This is a genomic window from Allobosea sp. GW821-FHT09G06 (assembly GCF_059416005.1).
Genome location: NZ_JBWKOI010000001.1, coordinates 664,723 through 680,904, shown reverse-complemented (window position 1 = coordinate 680,904; position 16,182 = coordinate 664,723). Strand labels below are relative to the sequence as shown.

15 protein-coding genes are annotated in these 16,182 nt (G+C 67.4%); 4 read left to right on the top strand and 11 right to left on the bottom strand.

The features are described from left to right. Nucleotide 1: 1 nt before the first annotated feature. Entirely contained in the window at nucleotides 2–1,270 is a 1,269-nt protein-coding gene (locus AC07NY_RS03295) for an amino acid ABC transporter permease (protein WP_494581792.1), read from the bottom strand. A 213-nt stretch (nucleotides 1,271–1,483) separates the two neighbouring features. Here AC07NY_RS03295 and AC07NY_RS03290 point away from each other — a divergent pair, with 213 nt between their 5' ends. The 3 genes from AC07NY_RS03290 (at nucleotide 1,484) to hpxZ (ending at nucleotide 3,720) form a co-directional block, all read left to right on the top strand. Further along, nucleotides 1,484–1,951, top strand: coding sequence for a phosphatase domain-containing protein (locus tag AC07NY_RS03290; protein WP_494583666.1), 468 nt, complete (start codon nucleotides 1,484–1,486; stop codon nucleotides 1,949–1,951). A gap of 192 nt (nucleotides 1,952–2,143) precedes the next feature. Further along, complete coding sequence (locus tag AC07NY_RS03285) at nucleotides 2,144–3,316, top strand: amidase (protein WP_494581790.1); 1,173 nt, start codon at nucleotides 2,144–2,146, stop codon at nucleotides 3,314–3,316. Next, nucleotides 3,316–3,720: an oxalurate catabolism protein HpxZ gene (gene hpxZ, locus AC07NY_RS03280; protein ID WP_494581788.1), complete on the top strand. Its 405-nt coding sequence runs from the start codon at nucleotides 3,316–3,318 to the stop codon at nucleotides 3,718–3,720. The genes AC07NY_RS03285 and hpxZ overlap by 1 nt, the downstream gene beginning before the upstream one ends. 15 nt (nucleotides 3,721–3,735) lie before the next feature. On the opposite strand, the gene AC07NY_RS03275 is transcribed toward hpxZ, so the two are convergent. The 9 genes from AC07NY_RS03275 to AC07NY_RS03235 all read right to left on the bottom strand — a co-directional run bounded on the left by AC07NY_RS03275 (nucleotide 3,736) and on the right by AC07NY_RS03235 (nucleotide 13,654). Continuing rightward, complete coding sequence (locus AC07NY_RS03275) at nucleotides 3,736–4,038, bottom strand: alkylphosphonate utilization protein (protein WP_494581786.1); 303 nt, start codon at nucleotides 4,036–4,038, stop codon at nucleotides 3,736–3,738. Nucleotides 4,039–4,225: 187 nt separating this feature from the next. Continuing rightward, nucleotides 4,226–4,771, bottom strand: coding sequence for a carboxymuconolactone decarboxylase family protein (locus AC07NY_RS03270; protein ID WP_494581784.1), 546 nt, complete (start codon nucleotides 4,769–4,771; stop codon nucleotides 4,226–4,228). Nucleotides 4,772–4,788: 17 nt separating this feature from the next. Further along, entirely contained in the window at nucleotides 4,789–5,652 is an 864-nt protein-coding gene (locus AC07NY_RS03265) for a carbon-nitrogen hydrolase family protein (protein ID WP_494581782.1), read from the bottom strand. Continuing rightward, complete coding sequence (locus AC07NY_RS03260; RefSeq protein WP_494583665.1) at nucleotides 5,649–7,316, bottom strand: ABC transporter ATP-binding protein; 1,668 nt, start codon at nucleotides 7,314–7,316, stop codon at nucleotides 5,649–5,651. The genes AC07NY_RS03265 and AC07NY_RS03260 overlap by 4 nt, the downstream gene beginning before the upstream one ends. Then, on the bottom strand, nucleotides 7,316–8,188 hold the full coding sequence (locus AC07NY_RS03255; RefSeq protein WP_492285417.1) for an ABC transporter permease: 873 nt from the start codon (nucleotides 8,186–8,188) through the stop codon (nucleotides 7,316–7,318). Before AC07NY_RS03255 ends, AC07NY_RS03260 begins: the two co-directional genes overlap by 1 nt. Beyond that, nucleotides 8,185–9,129 carry an ABC transporter permease gene (locus AC07NY_RS03250; RefSeq protein ID WP_494581779.1) on the bottom strand — a complete coding sequence of 315 codons (945 nt, stop codon included), beginning with the start codon at nucleotides 9,127–9,129 and terminating at the stop codon, nucleotides 8,185–8,187. Before AC07NY_RS03250 ends, AC07NY_RS03255 begins: the two co-directional genes overlap by 4 nt. Nucleotides 9,130–9,226: 97 nt before the next feature. Continuing rightward, nucleotides 9,227–10,807 (bottom strand): ABC transporter substrate-binding protein, encoded by a 1,581-nt coding sequence (locus AC07NY_RS03245; protein ID WP_494581777.1) that lies wholly within the window; start codon nucleotides 10,805–10,807, stop codon nucleotides 9,227–9,229. 44 nt (nucleotides 10,808–10,851) lie between these two features. Continuing rightward, nucleotides 10,852–12,321, bottom strand: coding sequence for a M81 family metallopeptidase (locus tag AC07NY_RS03240; protein WP_494581775.1), 1,470 nt, complete (start codon nucleotides 12,319–12,321; stop codon nucleotides 10,852–10,854). A gap of 7 nt (nucleotides 12,322–12,328) precedes the next feature. After that, nucleotides 12,329–13,654 carry an aspartate aminotransferase family protein gene (locus tag AC07NY_RS03235; RefSeq protein WP_494581774.1) on the bottom strand — a complete coding sequence of 442 codons (1,326 nt, stop codon included), beginning with the start codon at nucleotides 13,652–13,654 and terminating at the stop codon, nucleotides 12,329–12,331. Between the two features lie 240 nt (nucleotides 13,655–13,894). Here AC07NY_RS03235 and AC07NY_RS03230 point away from each other — a divergent pair, with 240 nt between their 5' ends. Next, nucleotides 13,895–14,785, top strand: coding sequence for a MurR/RpiR family transcriptional regulator (locus AC07NY_RS03230; protein ID WP_257732721.1), 891 nt, complete (start codon nucleotides 13,895–13,897; stop codon nucleotides 14,783–14,785). A gap of 6 nt (nucleotides 14,786–14,791) precedes the next feature. On the opposite strand, the gene aptA is transcribed toward AC07NY_RS03230, so the two are convergent. Next, complete coding sequence (gene aptA / locus AC07NY_RS03225; protein ID WP_494581771.1) at nucleotides 14,792–16,141, bottom strand: omega-aminotransferase AptA; 1,350 nt, start codon at nucleotides 16,139–16,141, stop codon at nucleotides 14,792–14,794. Nucleotides 16,142–16,182 lie beyond the last annotated feature (41 nt).

Below are 16,182 nucleotides of genomic sequence, written 5' to 3'. Positions count from 1 at the left end.
CTCAGCGCCCCCTGATGCGGAAGACATGGTTGCACCAGTTGACTCCGGCCGAGATCAGCAGGTTCGCGATCAGGAAGAACAGCGCGACCAGCGTCATCAACTCGATCGGGCGGAAGGTCTGGTTGACCGAGGTGCTGACCACGCTGAGCAGGTCGGAGTAGCCGATCGCAAGCGCGATCGAGGTGTTCTTCAGCAGGTTGGAATACTGGTTGCCGAGCGGCGGCGTAATGACGCGCAAGGCCTGCGGCAGCACGATCAGGCGCATCGTCCGCAGACGGGTCAGGCCCAACGCCAGCGCCGCCTCATGCTGGCCGCGCGAGGTCGCCAGGATGCCGCCCTCGACGATCGCGCCGATCTGCCCGCCATGATAGACCGAGAGCGCCAGGACGAGCGCGGCGAATTGCAGGGAGAGCCCCATGCCGCCGCTGACATTGAAGCCGGTGAGCTTCGGCATCGACCAGCCGAGCTGCACGAGCCCCGACAAGGTGAGCCCGGCATAGAGCGCAAAGCCCGCCAACAGCACCGGCAGGGCAACCGGCCGGCGCTGTCCGGTCGCGTCCTGATGCTGCTTCACCGCCCGCGCCCAGAGCGCCCAGCCGGCGAGCCAGAGACAAGCCGCCAGTATCAGAGCGAACCCGCCATGCCCGATCACCGGCGACGGCAAGGCGAGCCCGCGATTGCTCAGCATCGCGCCGAAGGGCCCAGTCCACGCCGCCTTGATATGCGGCAGGCCGCGGACCAGCGCGACATAGAGCGCGATCACGATCAGGAGCTTGGGCAGGTTGCGCAGCAGCTCGACATAGAGCCGCGCGAGATTGCGTACGAGCCAGTTGGAGCTGGTCATGGCGATGCCGACGACAAGGCCGATGACGCTCGCCAGCACCAGCGTCACCGCCGCGGCGGCCAGCGTGTTCAGGATGCCGACGAGCAGCACATAGGCGTAGGTGTCGCGCGGGGAATAGGCGATCAGGCTCTCGCTGACGTCGAAACCGGCCTGCTGCCAGAGGAAGGAGAAATCGATCTCCATCCCGGCCGCCGCGAGATTGGCCGAGACGTTCCGCGCGCCCAGCACGCCCACACCGACGAGCATAAGCAGGACGACAAGTGGCCAGACCAGCCCTTGCAGGCGCTCGCGCAAAGGCGCGCCCGGCGGCGGCGGACTCGGCGGCTTGAGTGCGCCGGCAGCGAACGCCTCGCCGCCCAAAGCGGGCACGGGTCCGATCTCGCAGGCAGGGTCGCGTGTGGACAGCATGATGATATAGCTGTACACAGCTATATCATCATGTCAATCAGCGAGCCCTGAAGCTCGTTCGAACGACGCGAATACCGTTTCGCGCCACGCACCTGCCGCAGGTAGAATGTCCCGCTGCTCCACCCTCTGGAGGATTGTTTGCACAGCCTGGCACCTTCCGTATCCCGCCTCGACCTGCCCGGCTTTGCGGGTGCGCTCCTGCTCGGGCCTTGTCCCGGCCGGCGCAAGGAGGTGCTAGACGATGCCGCATCGCAGGCGGCGTTGAGGGATGATCTATCGCGGCTAGCAGAGATGGGCGCAGCCGGGCTGCTCAGCCTCGTCGAAGCCAAGGAATTGCCGGGCGGCCTCGACGGCTTCGCCGCAGCCGTCCATACCGCCGGGCTGGGTTGGACCCATCTCGCCATTCCCGATTACGGCGTGCCGGATGCGGACTTCATGGCCGGCTGGCGCCAGCTCGACCTGGCGCGCCGTTTACGCGAGGGCGAGAGCTGGGCGATCCATTGCCGCGCCGGGCTCGGCCGCACCGGAACGATTGCCGCTCTGCTGCTGGTCGAGAATGGTTTAGGCGCGGCCGAAGCGATCGCACGGATTCGCCGCGAGCATGATGCCGCCGCTGTCGAGACCGAGGCGCAGGAAAACTTCCTGGTCGCGCACGAACAGGCGGCCGTTCGGCCGGCAGCGGCACGAAGCGTATCCTGACCCAAGGCCAGAGGCACTAGCCGAAACCTTACGTTGATCGGCGTGGCGGCGAACCGCGCACCGCCGTTTGCTGCGGCGGCAAACCTGTTAGGCTGCCCCTCGACCCTGAGTCGAACAGCCGACAGGAACAGAAGCCGTGCCGATGCCGACCGGACCGATCTCCCTGGGCGAAACGCGGTCGCCGAGGCCGTGATGGAGGATCGCGTCAACGCCTTCGTGCCCGGGCCGCGCATCCGCATCGCTGGCCGGCCCGGCGGGCCGCTCGACGGGCTGACTTTTGCCGTCAAGGACCTGTTCGACGTCGCGGGCACGCCGACCGGCGGCGGCAACCATGACTGGGCCCGAACCAATCCCGTCCCGGAACGCCATGCCTGGGCAGTGCAGACCCTGCTCGATGCCGGCGCCGAATTCGTCGGCAAGACCATCACCGACGAGGTTTCGCTCGGCATTCTCGGCGAGAACGCCTTCGACGGCACGCCGCTGAACACGGCCGCGCCCGACCGCGTGCCCGGCGGCTCCTCCTCCGGCTCCGCCGCGGCCGTTGCCGCCGGGCTCTGCGACATCGCCTTGGGCACCGATACCGGCGGCTCGATGCGCGTGCCCGGCAGCTTCTGCGGGCTCTACAGCATCCGGCCGACCCATGGCCGGATTGATCTCACCGGGCTGATGCCGCAGGCGCCGAGCTCCGACACGGCCGGCTGGTTCACCCGCGACGCCGCGACCTTCGCCCGCGTCGGCACGGCGATGCTCGGCGAGGCACCCGGCCCGCTCCCGACGAAGCTGCTCGTCGCCGCCGATGCCTTCGGCTTCGCCGATCCGGACGTTGCGGAAGCGCTCCGGCCGATGGTCGAGCGGCTCGCCCGCGTTCTGGGCGCGACACCACGCGACGAGACCATGGCGCCGCAGGGCCTCTCCGTCTGGGCGCGGGCGCAGCGCAGCCTGCAGCCGGTCGAGGCCTGGCAGACCTTCCGGCCCTGGATCGAGCGGGATAATCCGCGCATGGCTTTCACCGTCGCGGCCGGGCTGATCGCCGGCTCGCAGGTTCCGGCCAACGAGCAGAGCTGGGCCGCCCTGATGCGCGAGGAGGCCCGCGCAAGGCTGCGCTACCTGCTGCCAGCGGGCACGATCCTGTGCCTGCCGACGACGCCTTTCCCGGCACCCTTGCGCGGCCTGCCCATGCCCACGCTCCGGCCAATGCGGGACCGCATCACCTGCCTCTGCGCACAAGGCGGCTTGGCAGGCCACCCGCAGGTCAACCTGCCCGGCGCGCTTGTCGACGGCGCGCCGGTCGGCCTGTCCATCATCGGCGGGCGCGGCACGGATGCCAGCCTCATCGCCGTCGCACAGGCCATGGAGGCCGCATAATGACCGACCTGACCCCGAACATTCCCGAAGTGGTGGCCGAGATCAGCGCCCTGTTCGAGCGTTACGAGCAGGCGCTGGTCGACAAGGATGTCGACGTGCTCGACGCCTCGTTCTGGAACAGCCCCTACACGATCCGCTACGCGCTGCATGAGAACGGCTACGGCTTCAAGGAGATCCACGGCCACCGCGTCGCCCGCCCGCCGGGGCCGGGCATCAAGGAGAAGCGGATCCGGCTGGAGATCCTGACGCTGGGGCGCGACATTGCCACGGTGAACCTGGAGTTCAAGGTGCGCGGGCGCGACGTCATCGGCCGGCAGAGCCAGAGCTGGGTCCGCTTTCCCGATCTGGGCTGGAAGGTCGTCTCCGCCCATGTCTCGACGATGGAGGGGCCGCGCCTCTGGTAGGCACGGCCCAAAGCCTCAGCGCTTGCGCACGAACTCCGTCCGCAGCACGAGCCCCTTGATCGCGTCGTGGCGGCAATCGATCTCCTCGACATTCTCCGTCAGGCGGATCGTGCGGATCACCGTGCCCTGCTTCAGGGTCTGGTTGGCACCCTTCACCTTGAGGTCCTTGACCAGCACGACGGAATCGCCGTCGGCGAGCACGTTGCCGGCAGCGTCGCGCACCACCGGCGCAGCAGCGGCCGCGGCCGTCTGCTTCACGTCCGAGGCCGGGCGCCATTCCCCGGTCGCCTCGTCATAGATGTAATCGTCGTCGGACATGTCTTTCCCGTCTTGCGGCCGGGCGCTCGCCATCGGCCCGGTCGCGCGGGGTTACACGATGCCCGGCGACTTCGCCAAATCGAGGCTAGAGTATCGGACTGAGTACCGTGCTCAGTCCGATACTCTAGCTCTTTGATCTTGCATCGGCTTTGCCCGAAAACCGCGTGCCACTTTTCGGGCCGATGCTCTAGACGGTGCCCAGCGGCTTCTCGGCCATCTCGGTCGCGATGGCCTCATCGATCGGCGTCTCATAGGTCATCAGCATATAGCCGAGCACCGAGTAGAAGCCGACCGTCGCGATCAGGTCGAACACCGCCTCGCGCCCGATCGCCGCGGCAAGCTCGGCCTCCTGCGACAGCGAAAGGCGCTTGTCGTCGAAGAGCGCATCGACCGCCCGCACGATCAGCCCGTCCTCGCCATCAGGCTCGCCGCGCAGCGCGGCGATGCGGGCGTCGCTCATGCCGAGCACCCGTGCCCGGCTGACATGATGCGCCCATTCATAGGGCGAGCCCATGCGATGGGCCGCGCGCAGGATCACGACTTCGGAGCGCACCGGCCCGAGCGCGCTGTCCTTGACGATATGCTGGCGCAAGGGCGCCCATACCTTCAGCAGGGCCGGGTGATGCGCCATCGTCCGGTAGACATTGAGCGCGGTGGCGAAGCCGGTTTTCATCTCGGAGATGGCCTCAGGCCAGTCGGCATCGCTGATCGGCGGGCAGGGAGAGGTCGTCATAGAAGGTCTCGTCGGGATCAGGGTGTCAGGTACTTGGCGTAGAGAGCGGGCGCCCGGTCGGCCCAGATGCCCGTAAAGCTGCGATAGCGCGCGACCTCGGCCAGGTCGATCTCGACCCGCAGCACGTCCTCGCGATCATGGTCGAGCGCGCCGAGCACGCGGCCGTCCGGCGCGACCGCACAGGAGCGGCCGAAGAAGCGCTGCCCGCCGCGGCTGCCGCTGCGATTGCAGCTCAGGAAGAACACGCCGTTCTCGGTCGCCCGCGTATAGGCGCGGTGGATGAAGAGCGCCTCGTCGGTGACCGGCGCGGTCTCGGCCCCGAAGGAGGCCCAGACCGAGGTCACGATGCTCGCGCCCTGAAGCGCGAGGATGCGGGTGATCTCGGGGAAGCGGATATCGTAGCAGACTTGCATGCCGAGCCGCGTCCCGAAGGCGGGATAGGTGTCGATGCTGTCGCCGCCGGTGAAGAACAGCTTCTCGTTCTGCCACTGGTGGATCTTGGTGTAGTCGCCGATCACGCCCTCCGGCCCGATCAACAGCGAGGCATTGCGCATCACGCCGGCGCGAAGCGGATCGCGCAAACCGAGCCCGATGACGAGATGCACGCGATGCTTCGCAGCGAGCGCGACGAGCGCCCTGATCTCCTCGCCGTCCGGCGCCGCGCAGGCCTCGTAGAGCGCCGCCCCGAAATGCGGGACATCGCTGATCACAGCCCCACCCGGCACCAGAGGCTCGACATAGCCGGTATTGGCGAGCTCCGGGAACAGGATGAGCTGCGCACCCTTCGCCGCTTCGGTCGCAACGAAGTCGTGGATGCGCCGGAAATTCTCGGCCGGCGCCAGGGACTGGACGTCCATCTGGACGAGGCTGGCGGAAATCATGCGGTCGCTCCAGCGATGCGGCGCCCGGCCGCGAAATCCCAGTCCCGGCCCGGCGCCGCGTTGATCAGCGCGCGGGTATACTCATGGCTCGGCCTGCCCAAAACCTCGGCGGCCGGCCCCATCTCGACGACGCTGCCGCGCTGCATCACCATCACCTCGTCGCAGATCTGCGCGGCCACGCGCAGATCATGGGTGATGAACAGGACCGCCAGATTACGCCGCTCCTGGATCTCGGCCAGCAGCGCGAGCACCTGCGCCTGCACGGAGACGTCGAGCGCCGAGACCGCCTCATCCGCGACGATCACCTCCGGCTCCATCATCAGGGCGCGCGCGATCGCGATGCGCTGGCGCTGGCCACCGGAGAACTGATGCGGGAAGCGTTCGAGGCTCGTGCTGGGCAGGCCGACCACCTCCATCAGTTCGCCCGCACGCTTCAGCGCAGTCTCGCGATCCTCGCCGAGATTGAGCGGCCCCTCGATCAGGCTCTCGCCGATGCGCAGGCGCGGGTTGAGCGAGCGGTTCGGGTCCTGGAACACCATCTGCACGCGTCGCCGCGCCGGCGCCAGAGCCTGCTGGCCCTGCAGGTTGGCGATGTCCTGCCCGTTGACGCGGATTTCGCCGCCGGTCGGATGCTCCAACCGCATCAGGCAGCGCGCCACTGTCGACTTGCCCGATCCGCTTTCGCCGACGATGCCGAGCGTGCGCCCGCGCGCCAGGCCGAAGCTGACATCCTTCACCGCGCGCACGCTGCGGCTCTCGCGACCCATCAGCTTTCCAAGCAGCGAGCCGAAGCTGAAGGTCTTCTCGAGATTGCGGATTTCCAGCACCGTCTCGCCCCCAGCCGATGCGCGCGGGGCGCGCGGCGTCAGTGACGGCACCGATTGCAGCAGGTCGCGCGTATAGGCCTCGCGCGGCCGGCTCAGCACCTGCTCGACCGCTCCGGTTTCGACGATCTCGCCGCGGCGCATCACGCAGACCCGGTCCGCGATATCGACGACCACGCCCATGTCATGGGTGATGAACAGGACGGCGGTATTCTGCTTGTCCTGCAATTCGCGGATCAGGCTGAGGATCTGCTTCTGCGTGGTGACGTCGAGCGCGGTCGTCGGCTCGTCGGCGATGAGCAGCTTAGGCTTGAGCGCGAGCGCCATCGCGATCATCACGCGCTGGCGCTGCCCGCCCGAAAGCTGGTGCGGATAGCTGTCATAGATGCGCGGGGGATCAGGCAGATGCACGGCCTCGAATGCGGCGAGCGCGGCTTCCTTGCGTTCCTTCGGCCGCATCTTCGTATGGGCCCAATAGACCTCGTCCATCTGCAGCCCGATGGTCAGCACCGGGTTCAGCGCGGTCATCGGCTCCTGGAAGATCATCGCCATCTCGGCGCCGCGCAGCGCCTTGGTCCGGGCCGGCGTCGCGGTCAGGATATCCTCGCCATTGAGTCTGACCGTGCCGGCCGTCGCGCGCAATTCGTCGCGCGGCAGCAGGTCCATCGCGACCAGCGAGGTCACCGACTTGCCGGAGCCGGATTCGCCGACGAGGCAGAGCGTCTCGCCGGGATGGATGTCGAAGCTGATGCCCTTCAGGATGTCGCTGGGCTGGCGCCCCCGCGTCGCGACCTTGAGGTCGCGGACGGAGAGCACGGGCTGGGTCGCGGCGGTCGCCATCACGGAGCCCTCCCCTGCATTTTCGGATCGAGCCGGTCGCGCAGCGCGTCGCCGAGCAAGTTGATCGAGAGGATGCAGAGCGACAGCACGATCGCCGGCCAGAACACCAGCCAGGGATTGATCGCGAAATAGAGCCGCCCCTCGGCCATGATATTGCCCCAGCTCGGAACCTCGGTGCCGATGCCGACGCCGAGGAAGGAGAGCGCCGCCTCGGTCAGGATGGCGGAGGCGTACATATAGGTACCCTGCACGATCAATGGCGCGATCGTCGTCGGCAGCAGATGCTTGCGGATCAGCTTGCCCGGCCGGGTGCCGAGCAGCACGGCGGCATCGACATAGGTCTCCTCGCGCGCCGCGATAACCCGCGCCCGGACGAGGCGCACCACCTGCGGGATCGCTGGGATCATGATCGCGATGATGACGGTGACCAGCCCGCCCCGGACCAGCGCGACGATGGCGATGGCGAGCAGGATCCCGGGGATCGCCATCAGCCCGTCCATCATCCGCATCAGCACGCCGTCGATGCCGCGATACCAGCCGGCGATCAGGCCGAGCGGCAGTCCGATCACGATCGCGCCGATGGCGACGCCCGCCCCGACCAGCAGCGAGACCCGCGCGCCATAGACCACGCGCGAATAGAGATCGCGGCCGAAGGAATCCGTGCCCAGCCAATAGGTGTCGGAGGCCGGCTTCAGACGCATCGCGGCGTTGAGCTTGGTCGGCTCGAAATTGGCGAGCTGCGGCGCGAACACCGCCATCACGATCACGGCGACGAGCACCACAACGGCGAGCACCGTCGTCCAGTGCGGCGGATTGTCGAGCAGGCGGCGGCGCGGATGCGCACCCTGCGCGGGGTTCGACGGAGCGCTCATTGGTAGCGGATCCTCGGGTCGGTCAGGGCATAGGAGAGATCGATCAGCAGGTTGATCAACACATAGGTGCCGGCCGTCAGCAGGATGATCGCCTGGATCAGCGGATAGTCGCGGGCGAGCACGCCATCGACCACGAGCCGGCCGAGACCGGGAATGTTGAACACCGTCTCGGTGACAACGACGCCGGAAACCATCATGGCAAAGCCCGTTCCGACCACGGTAAGGATCGGGATCGCCGCATTGCGCAGCGCATGGCGGAACAGCACGATCCGCTCGCCCAATCCCTTGGCGCGGGCCGTGCGGACATAGTCCTCCCGCAGCACCTCCAGCATCGAGGCCCGCGTCATCCGCGAGACCAGCGCGATATAGAAGAAGGAGAGCGCCAGGCCGGGCATCAGGATGCGGTGGAAGAACGGGCCGAAGCCCTCGGCCAGTGGCCTGTAGCCCTGCACCGGGAACCATTTCAGGTTGACCGCGAAGACCGCGATCAGCACGTAGCCGATCACGAAGATCGGCACGGAGAAGCCGACGACCGAGAGCGCCATGACGAAGCGGTCGACCATGCCGCCATGGCGCCAGGCGGCGAGCACGCCGAGCGGCAGCGAAATCACCACCGTGAAGATCATCGCCATGACGGCGAGCGCCAATGTCGGACCGACGCGCTGGCCGATCATCTCCAGCACGGGGCGCTGCGAGATCAGCGACGACCCGAAATCGCCCCCGGCCATGTTGGCGATCCAGGAGATGAACTGACCGGCAATCGGCTTGTCGAGGCCGAGATTCTCGCGGATGGCCGCAAGCTGCGCCGGCGTCGCCTGATCACCGGCGATGGCCTGCGCCGGATCGCCCGGCGTCAATCGCAGCAAGAGGAAGACGAACAGCGCCACGAAGAACATGACGGGGATCGCCATCGCGAGCCTGCGCAGGAAATAGGAAGCCATGGAGTTCTCCACGCGCCTGGGCATCCACCCAAGCGGGCGATGCCGGAAACTGGGCCGGTCAGGCCGGGCGGTGGATCACCGCCCGGCCTTGCGGGGATTACTTGCTAACGCCCCAGAACAGGGTGATCGGGCCGGGCTGGAGGTTCTTCAGCTTGGCGTTCCAGGCGGCGACGGACTGGAACTCGCCGGCATTGAAGTAGAAGCCCTCGTCGAAGGCGATCTGCTGGATCTCCCGGCCGATCTTCTTCTGCTCGTCGAGGGTCGCGGCGGTGATATAGGCCGTGCGCAATTCCTCGACGCGGGCGCTCTTCGGCCAGCCCGACCAGGCGGTGTCGGCGCCGGAGGCGTCGAGCATCGCATGCACGGTCGGGTTCCAGATGCCAGACACGCCCCAATAGGTGAAGAACATGTTCCAGCCGCCCTGCGCCACCGGCTGCCAGCCGTTCTTGCGCGATTGCAGCGTCGCCCAGTCCATCGAGGCGACATCGACCTTGAAGCCGGCCTCGCGCAGCCGCTCGGCCGCGACGATCGGCTGGGTCGAGAGGATCGTCAGGTCCGTCGGCTGCATCATCAGCACCGGCGTGCCGTTGTAGCCGGAGGCCTTGAGCAGCTCCTTCGCCTTGGCCATGCGCTCCTTGGCGCTGCCCTTCAGGTAGTCCGCGCCGGCATCGGAGGCGAGCGGCACGTCGCAGCCGTAGACCGAGGCGCAGAGCTTGTAATACTGGCTGTCGCCGATCGCGGTCTGCATGAGCTGGTCCTGGTCCAGCGCATACATCGCCGCCTGGCGAACCTTCGGATTGTCGAAGGGCGGCAGGCGATGGTTGAAGCGGCCGGTCACCTGGCTGCCCAGCGCGTTGATGGCGCCGGTCTTGATCTCGTCATTGGCCTTGAGCAGCGGCAGCAGGTCGATCGTCACCTGCTCGATCAAATCGACATCGCCGGATTGCAGCGCGTTGATCGAGGTTTGCATGTCCGGCATCGCCTTCCACACGACCTTGTCGACATTGATCACCTTGCCGCCGGCGGTCCAACTCATCGGCTCGGCGCGCGGCTTGTAGTCCTTGTTCTTGACATAGACGGCCTGATCGCCCGGCCGGTACTGCTCCGCCACGAAGCGGAACGGCCCGGAGCCGACCATCTCGGTGACCTGCTTGCCAGCCGGCGTCTCGGCGAGGCGCTTCGGCATCATGAAGGGCGGCACCGGCGAGGGCTTGGCCAAAAGCTCCAGCACCTGCCCGAAGGGCTTGGCCAGCTTGATCACCAGCACCTTGTCGGAGGTCGCCTCGATCGAGGCGACATGCGCCATCATCGTGCGGGCGGCGCCGTCATTCTCGCCCCAGCGCTTCAGCGATGCCACGCAATCGGCGGCCGTGACCGGCGTGCCGTCATGCCATTTCAGGCCGTCGCGCAGCGTCAGCGTATAGGTCAGCTTGTCGGCGGAGACGGCATAGTCGGCCATCTGCGGCTGCGGGTTGTACTTGGCGTCCATGCCGAGCAGCGTGTCGAACACCATGAAGCCGTGCGTGCGCACGATCTGGGCCGTGCTCAGGATCGGGTCGAGCGAGCGAAGCGGCGCCTGCATGACGACATTGAGCGTCGTCTCGGCCAGGGCCGGCATCGCGGAAAGGGAGCCCGCGACCAGCGCGGCAGCCCCGAAAGTCTTGAACCGAAACGTCATTGTTATCCCCTCGTTTTTTGGTTGCTTGGATGGGTCGAGCGTCGTCAGGCGGGAGCGTCGCTCCACGGATAGGCCCTGGCGGTATCGAGCTGGCGGTACGGGATCAGCCTGACATCGGCGGGGCCGAGATCGGGCGTGTCGACCACGAGGATGCGGTCGGCCATCGGCTCGTAATAGTCGCGGAAATGCGTCTTCGAGCGCAGCAGGATGACGTCGTAATCCTCCGGCCGCTCGCCGAAGATGAAGAACGGATCGCCATCGACCGCGAAGGCGAAATGCGAGACCACGGAGACGCGGATCGCCCCGATCTGGAGGAGCGCGGTGAGCCCGAGATCGACGAATGAGCCGCGCTGGTAGCGCCCGGAGACGTTGAAGGATTTCGGGCCCGACCAGATGACCCGCGCCACGGCCTCGACCGGCCCGCCGGTCTCCGGCGCCGTCTTGCCGGCGAGCGCGACCTTGATCTCGGCGCCCTCCCCCGCTGCATGTGCCTGAGCCGCCGTCTCCGGATCGACCAGGAAGGGCACATTGACCCGCCCGACATCGCACTTGAGCAACGCCTGCAGCAGATGGGTCGAGTCGTTCATCCGGTCGGCATGTTCGAGCAGCACGATCGGCCGGCCCTGCGCGGGCTTCCGGGCGATATCGGCCAGCGCTTCCGCGGCACTCAGGATCGGCATGGCGTTTGCGATCGCCGCGCGCGCTGCGCGCAGACGATCCGAAAAGGCCTGCGCCTTGGCTTCGGCCGCTTCCTGCCCCGTCCAGTCCAGGCAGATCACCGACATGCCGGTATTGGCGCTGTCGGCATAGGAGAAGCCGGCCATGATCGAGATGTCGCAATCGCCCGCTTGCTCGGCGGCGCGCGCCTCGGCGATGATCAAGGCCAGCGGCTCCAAGGCCGTCGCCGACATGATCGAGGGAATGACGACATCCGGCCGCGCCACCGCGAGGCCGGGCCGGCGCCCTTCGCGCAGCAAGCGGATCAAGGCGCGGGCCGCCCGTTCGCCGGTCTCGCCCATGTCGATATGCGGCGAATGGCGATAGGCGACGGCGATATCGGCGCTGCGCAACGTCTCGCGATCGATGTTGCCGTGATAGTCGAGTGCGACGGCGATCGGCAGCGCCGGGAAGGCCGCGCGCACCGCGTCGATGACGTGCCGCTCGACATCGGGATATCCCGCTGCCCAGCAGGCGCCGTGCAGGAACAGGATGACACCGTCGAGCGGGCCGCTGCGGGCGAGCCCTGAGATGATCTCGCTGGTGTAGTGCGCGACAGCCTCATTCGCCGTAGGCCCAAGCGCGCCGAGCAGCGTGTGGAACAGCGGCACGAATTCCGCGCCCTCCGCCTCGCAGATATTCAGGCAGCCGCCCGGCACCGTATTGGTGCCGCGGAACCGCTCCGTCAGCTCCCGGCCGCGCACGCAGACGCGCTCGAACTCCGCCAGCTCCACGATCTGCGGAACGGCCGTGACCGATTCGAGATTGAAGCCGGCGAAGGCGATGCGGAGCGTCATGCCGGCATCAGCCCTTGACCGCTGCGTCGATCGCGCCGGCGATCCGCTCGACGATCTGGTCGATCTCTTCGGGGCTGATGATGTAAGGCGGCGCCAGCAGCACATGGTCGCCCAAGCGCCCGTCGATGGTGCCTCCCATCGGGTAGCACAGCAGGCCGCGCGCCATCGCTTCCTTCTTGATCCGGGCATGGATCTTCAGCGCCGGGTCGAAGGGCGCCTTGGTCTCCTTGTCGGCGACGATCTCGATGCCGCGGAACAGGCCGCGCCCGCGGATATCGCCGACATGGGGATGCTGGCCGAGCCGCGCGTCGAGCCCGGCCTGCAGGCGCTCGCCCATCAGGCGGACATTCGCCAGCATCTCCGGCTGCGAGATCAGCTCGACGACCTTGAGCGCCGCCGCCGCCGCCATCGGGTGGCAGATATAGGTGTGGCCGTGCTGGAACAGCCCGGAGCCTTCGGCGAAGGCGCGGTAGATCTTGTCCGAGAGCAGCACGGCGCCGATCGGCTGGTAGCCGCCGCCCAGCCCCTTGGCGATGGTGACGAGGTCGGGCGAGATGCCCTCCTGCTCGCAGGCGAACACCGTGCCGGTGCGGCCCATGCCGCACATCACCTCGTCAAGGATCAGCAGGACGCCGTATTTGTCGCAGAGGCTGCGGATGCGGGCGAAATAATCCGCGACCGGGCCGACCGCGCCGAGCGTCGCGCCGACCACCGGCTCGGCGATGAAGGCGATGACCTCATCCGCGCCAAGCTCCAGGATCTTGGCTTCCAGCTCGTCGGCAAGCCGGGTGGCATAGGCCTCCGGCGTCTCGCCGTCCTTCTGGTCGCGATAGGCGTAGCAGGGCGAGACATGGTGCGTCTCGGGCAGGATCGGCTGGAACTGCGCCCGCCGCCAGGCATTGCCGCCGGCGGCAAGAGCGCCCAGCGTGTTACCGTGATAGCTCTGCCGGCGCGCGATGAAATGCCGGCGCTGCGGCTGGCCGATCTCGACGAAATACTGCCGCGCCATCTTCATGGCGGCTTCGACGGCCTCCGAGCCGCCCGAGACGAGATAGACGTAGTCGAGCCCCTCCGGCGCCAGCGCGACCAGCCGCTCGGCCAGCTCCTCCGCGACATCGGTGGTGAAGAAGGACGTGTGGGCGTAGGCGATACGGTCCATCTGCGCCTGCATCGCGGCCATGACCTCGGGATGGCCGTGGCCGAGGCAGGAAACGGCGGCGCCGCCGGAACCGTCGATGTAGCTGCGCCCGTCCGCGTCGGTGATGAAGACACCCTGCCCCGCGACGGCTTGCGGCAGGCGGCCGCCGATCGAGCGATGGAGAATCCTGGTCATCTCGGCATTCCCGGAATGGTGCGGACAGACCGCCGCGGCGCGCAGCCTCATGACACGCCTCGCGCAGAGATGCAACATTTGTTTTATATGATACAAAAACGAAACGATTGACTTCTAAATCGTTGCAACGGAACAATCCGGCGCAACAGCCTCTTAGGCTGAGGGAAAGCCGAGAAACCGTTTGAAATCCGTCCGCCGCGCGGGAATGGTCGCGATCGGACAGAGAAGGGCGCGATTCAAATGTTGCAGGCCGATCCCTTGCGCGAGCGCATCGTCAGCCTCTTCGACGGCATGTCCCCGCAATTGCGGCAGGCGGCGCGCTACATCATAGAGCATCCACAGGAGGTGGCGCTGGTCTCGATGCGCGAACTCGCGCGCAATGCCGGCGTGCAGCCCTCGACCATGACCCGGCTCGCCAAGTTCCTCGGGCTTGCCGGCTATGACGACATCCGCGCCCATCATGCCGAGGCGATCCGCTTCCGCGTCGACGGTTTCGCGGCCCGCGCCATGCAGACCGAGGAGAACGAGCAAGACATGGCGGCGGCGCAATTGTCGCGCCGCATGTTGCAGGGCCTCGCCGCCCAGATCGCGCGCCTGACGGAGCCGGCCTCGCTCGAACGCCTCGCCGCCGCCGCCGACCGGCTGGCGCAAGCCCGCCGCATCTTCGTGCTCGGCCTGCGCTCATGCCATTCGGTGGCCTGGCATTTCCATTACGTGATGACGCTGCTCGGCGAGAAGACGACCCATCTCGACGGCCCGGCCGACACCGTCGGCGACGGGTTGATCCGGGCGGGCGCTGAGGATGTCCTGCTCGCCATCTCGATCAACCCCTATGCCCTGCACAGCCTGGAGCTGGCGCAGCTCGCCCGCGAGAAGGGGCTCGGCATCGTCGCGATCACCGATAGCGAGGTCTCGCCACTGGTTGGGCTCGCCGATCTCACGATCCTCTGCTCGACCGAAAGCCAGAGCTTCTTCCACACGCTGGCGCCGGCGCTGGCGATCTCCGAGGTGCTCTGCGGGTTGCTCGCCAACAAGGACCGCACGGCAGCGCTCGCCGCGCTCCAGCGCGCCGACCGCCACCTGCTCTCGCTGAACACCTATGCGACGGCGATTCCGCGCCGCCGCATCTGAGGACCGTCAGGCCACCCGCTTCAGCGCGCCGCGCAGCGTCTCGACCATCTCGCCGATCTGGTCCTCCTCGACGATCAGCGGCGGCGACAGCGCGATGATATCGCCGGTGACGCGGATCAGCAGCCCCTTCTCGAAGCAGTCGACGAAGACCTCATAGGCGCGCGCCCCGGCAGCGCCGTCGCGCGAGGAAAGCTCGATGCCGGCGACGAGACCGAGATTACGGATATCGATCACATGCGGGGCATCGCGCAGCGAATGCATCGCGTTCTCCCAGGCCGGCGCGAGCTTCGCCGCCCGCGTCAGCAACCCCTCGTCCGCATAGATGTCGAGCGTCGCAAGGCCCGCCGCGCAGGCGACCGGATGGCCGGAATACGTGTAGCCGTGGAACAGCTCGATCATGCCTTCCGGCCCGGTCATCAGGCCATCATGCACCTTGCGGCTGGCGAAGACCGCGCCCATCGGCACCGCGCCGTTGGTCAGGCCCTTGGCCGTGGTCATCAGGTCCGGCATCACCCCGAAATAATCGGCGGCGAAAGGCGTGCCGAGACGCCCGAATCCGGTGATGACCTCGTCGAAGATCAGCAGGATGCCGTGCTTCGTCGCGATCTCGCGCAGGCGCTGCAGATAGCCCTTCGGCGGCAGCAGTACGCCGGTGGAGCCGGCCATCGGCTCGACGATGACGGCCGCGATCGTCTCCGCGCCATGCAGCGCGACCAGCCGCTCGAGATCGTCGGCAAGCTCGGCGCCATGCTCGGGCATGCCGCGGGTGAAGGCGTTGCGTGCGGGATCATGGGTATGGCGCAAGTGGTCGGTGCCCGGCAGCTGCGGGAAGACGCGGCGGTTGTTGACGAGACCGCCGACCGAGATGCCGCCGAAGCCGACGCCGTGATAGCCACGCTCGCGCCCGATCAGGCGGGTCCGCGTGCCCTGGCCGATGGCGCGCTGATAGGCGACCGCGATCTTGAGCGCGGTATCGACCGATTCCGACCCAGAGCCGGTGAAGAACACCCGGTCGAGCTTGTTCGCGCCCTCGCCCGGGGCGATGGCGGCGAGCCGCTCGGCAAAATCGAACACGATCGGATGGCCCATCTGGAAGGCCGGCGCGAAATCAAGCTCGGCGATCTGGTGCGAGACGGCCTCGCTGATCTGCCGGCGGCCATGGCCGGCATTGCAGCACCACAGGCCCGCGGTGCCGTCCATGACCTTGCGGCCATCCTCGGTGGCGTAATGCATGCCGCTGGCGCTGGCGAGCAGGCGTGGCGCCTGCTTGAACTGCCGGTTCGCGGTGAACGGCATCCAGAAGGCATCGAGCGAACGGGCGTTCTGCAGCGCGGACGGCTTGGTGTTGACGGTCATGACGGCCTCCCTTTGTGGCCCGTCAGTGCTCATGTTTTCGT

Coding starts and splice junctions, on each gene's coding strand:
- AC07NY_RS03285 (WP_494581790.1), top strand. CDS start 2,144: ATGGAGGATCGCGTCAACGCCTTCGTGCCCGGGCCGCGCATCCGCATC.
- hpxZ (WP_494581788.1), top strand. CDS start 3,316: ATGACCGACCTGACCCCGAACATTCCCGAAGTGGTGGCCGAGATCAGC.
- AC07NY_RS03275 (WP_494581786.1), bottom strand. CDS start 4,038: ATGTCCGACGACGATTACATCTATGACGAGGCGACCGGGGAATGGCGC.
- AC07NY_RS03270 (WP_494581784.1), bottom strand. CDS start 4,771: ATGACGACCTCTCCCTGCCCGCCGATCAGCGATGCCGACTGGCCTGAG.
- AC07NY_RS03265 (WP_494581782.1), bottom strand. CDS start 5,652: ATGATTTCCGCCAGCCTCGTCCAGATGGACGTCCAGTCCCTGGCGCCG.
- AC07NY_RS03260 (WP_494583665.1), bottom strand. CDS start 7,316: ATGGCGACCGCCGCGACCCAGCCCGTGCTCTCCGTCCGCGACCTCAAG.
- AC07NY_RS03255 (WP_492285417.1), bottom strand. CDS start 8,188: ATGAGCGCTCCGTCGAACCCCGCGCAGGGTGCGCATCCGCGCCGCCGC.
- AC07NY_RS03250 (WP_494581779.1), bottom strand. CDS start 9,129: ATGGCTTCCTATTTCCTGCGCAGGCTCGCGATGGCGATCCCCGTCATG.
- AC07NY_RS03245 (WP_494581777.1), bottom strand. CDS start 10,807: ATGACGTTTCGGTTCAAGACTTTCGGGGCTGCCGCGCTGGTCGCGGGC.
- AC07NY_RS03240 (WP_494581775.1), bottom strand. CDS start 12,321: ATGACGCTCCGCATCGCCTTCGCCGGCTTCAATCTCGAATCGGTCACG.
- AC07NY_RS03235 (WP_494581774.1), bottom strand. CDS start 13,654: ATGACCAGGATTCTCCATCGCTCGATCGGCGGCCGCCTGCCGCAAGCC.
- AC07NY_RS03230 (WP_257732721.1), top strand. CDS start 13,895: ATGTTGCAGGCCGATCCCTTGCGCGAGCGCATCGTCAGCCTCTTCGAC.
- aptA (WP_494581771.1), bottom strand. CDS start 16,141: ATGACCGTCAACACCAAGCCGTCCGCGCTGCAGAACGCCCGTTCGCTC.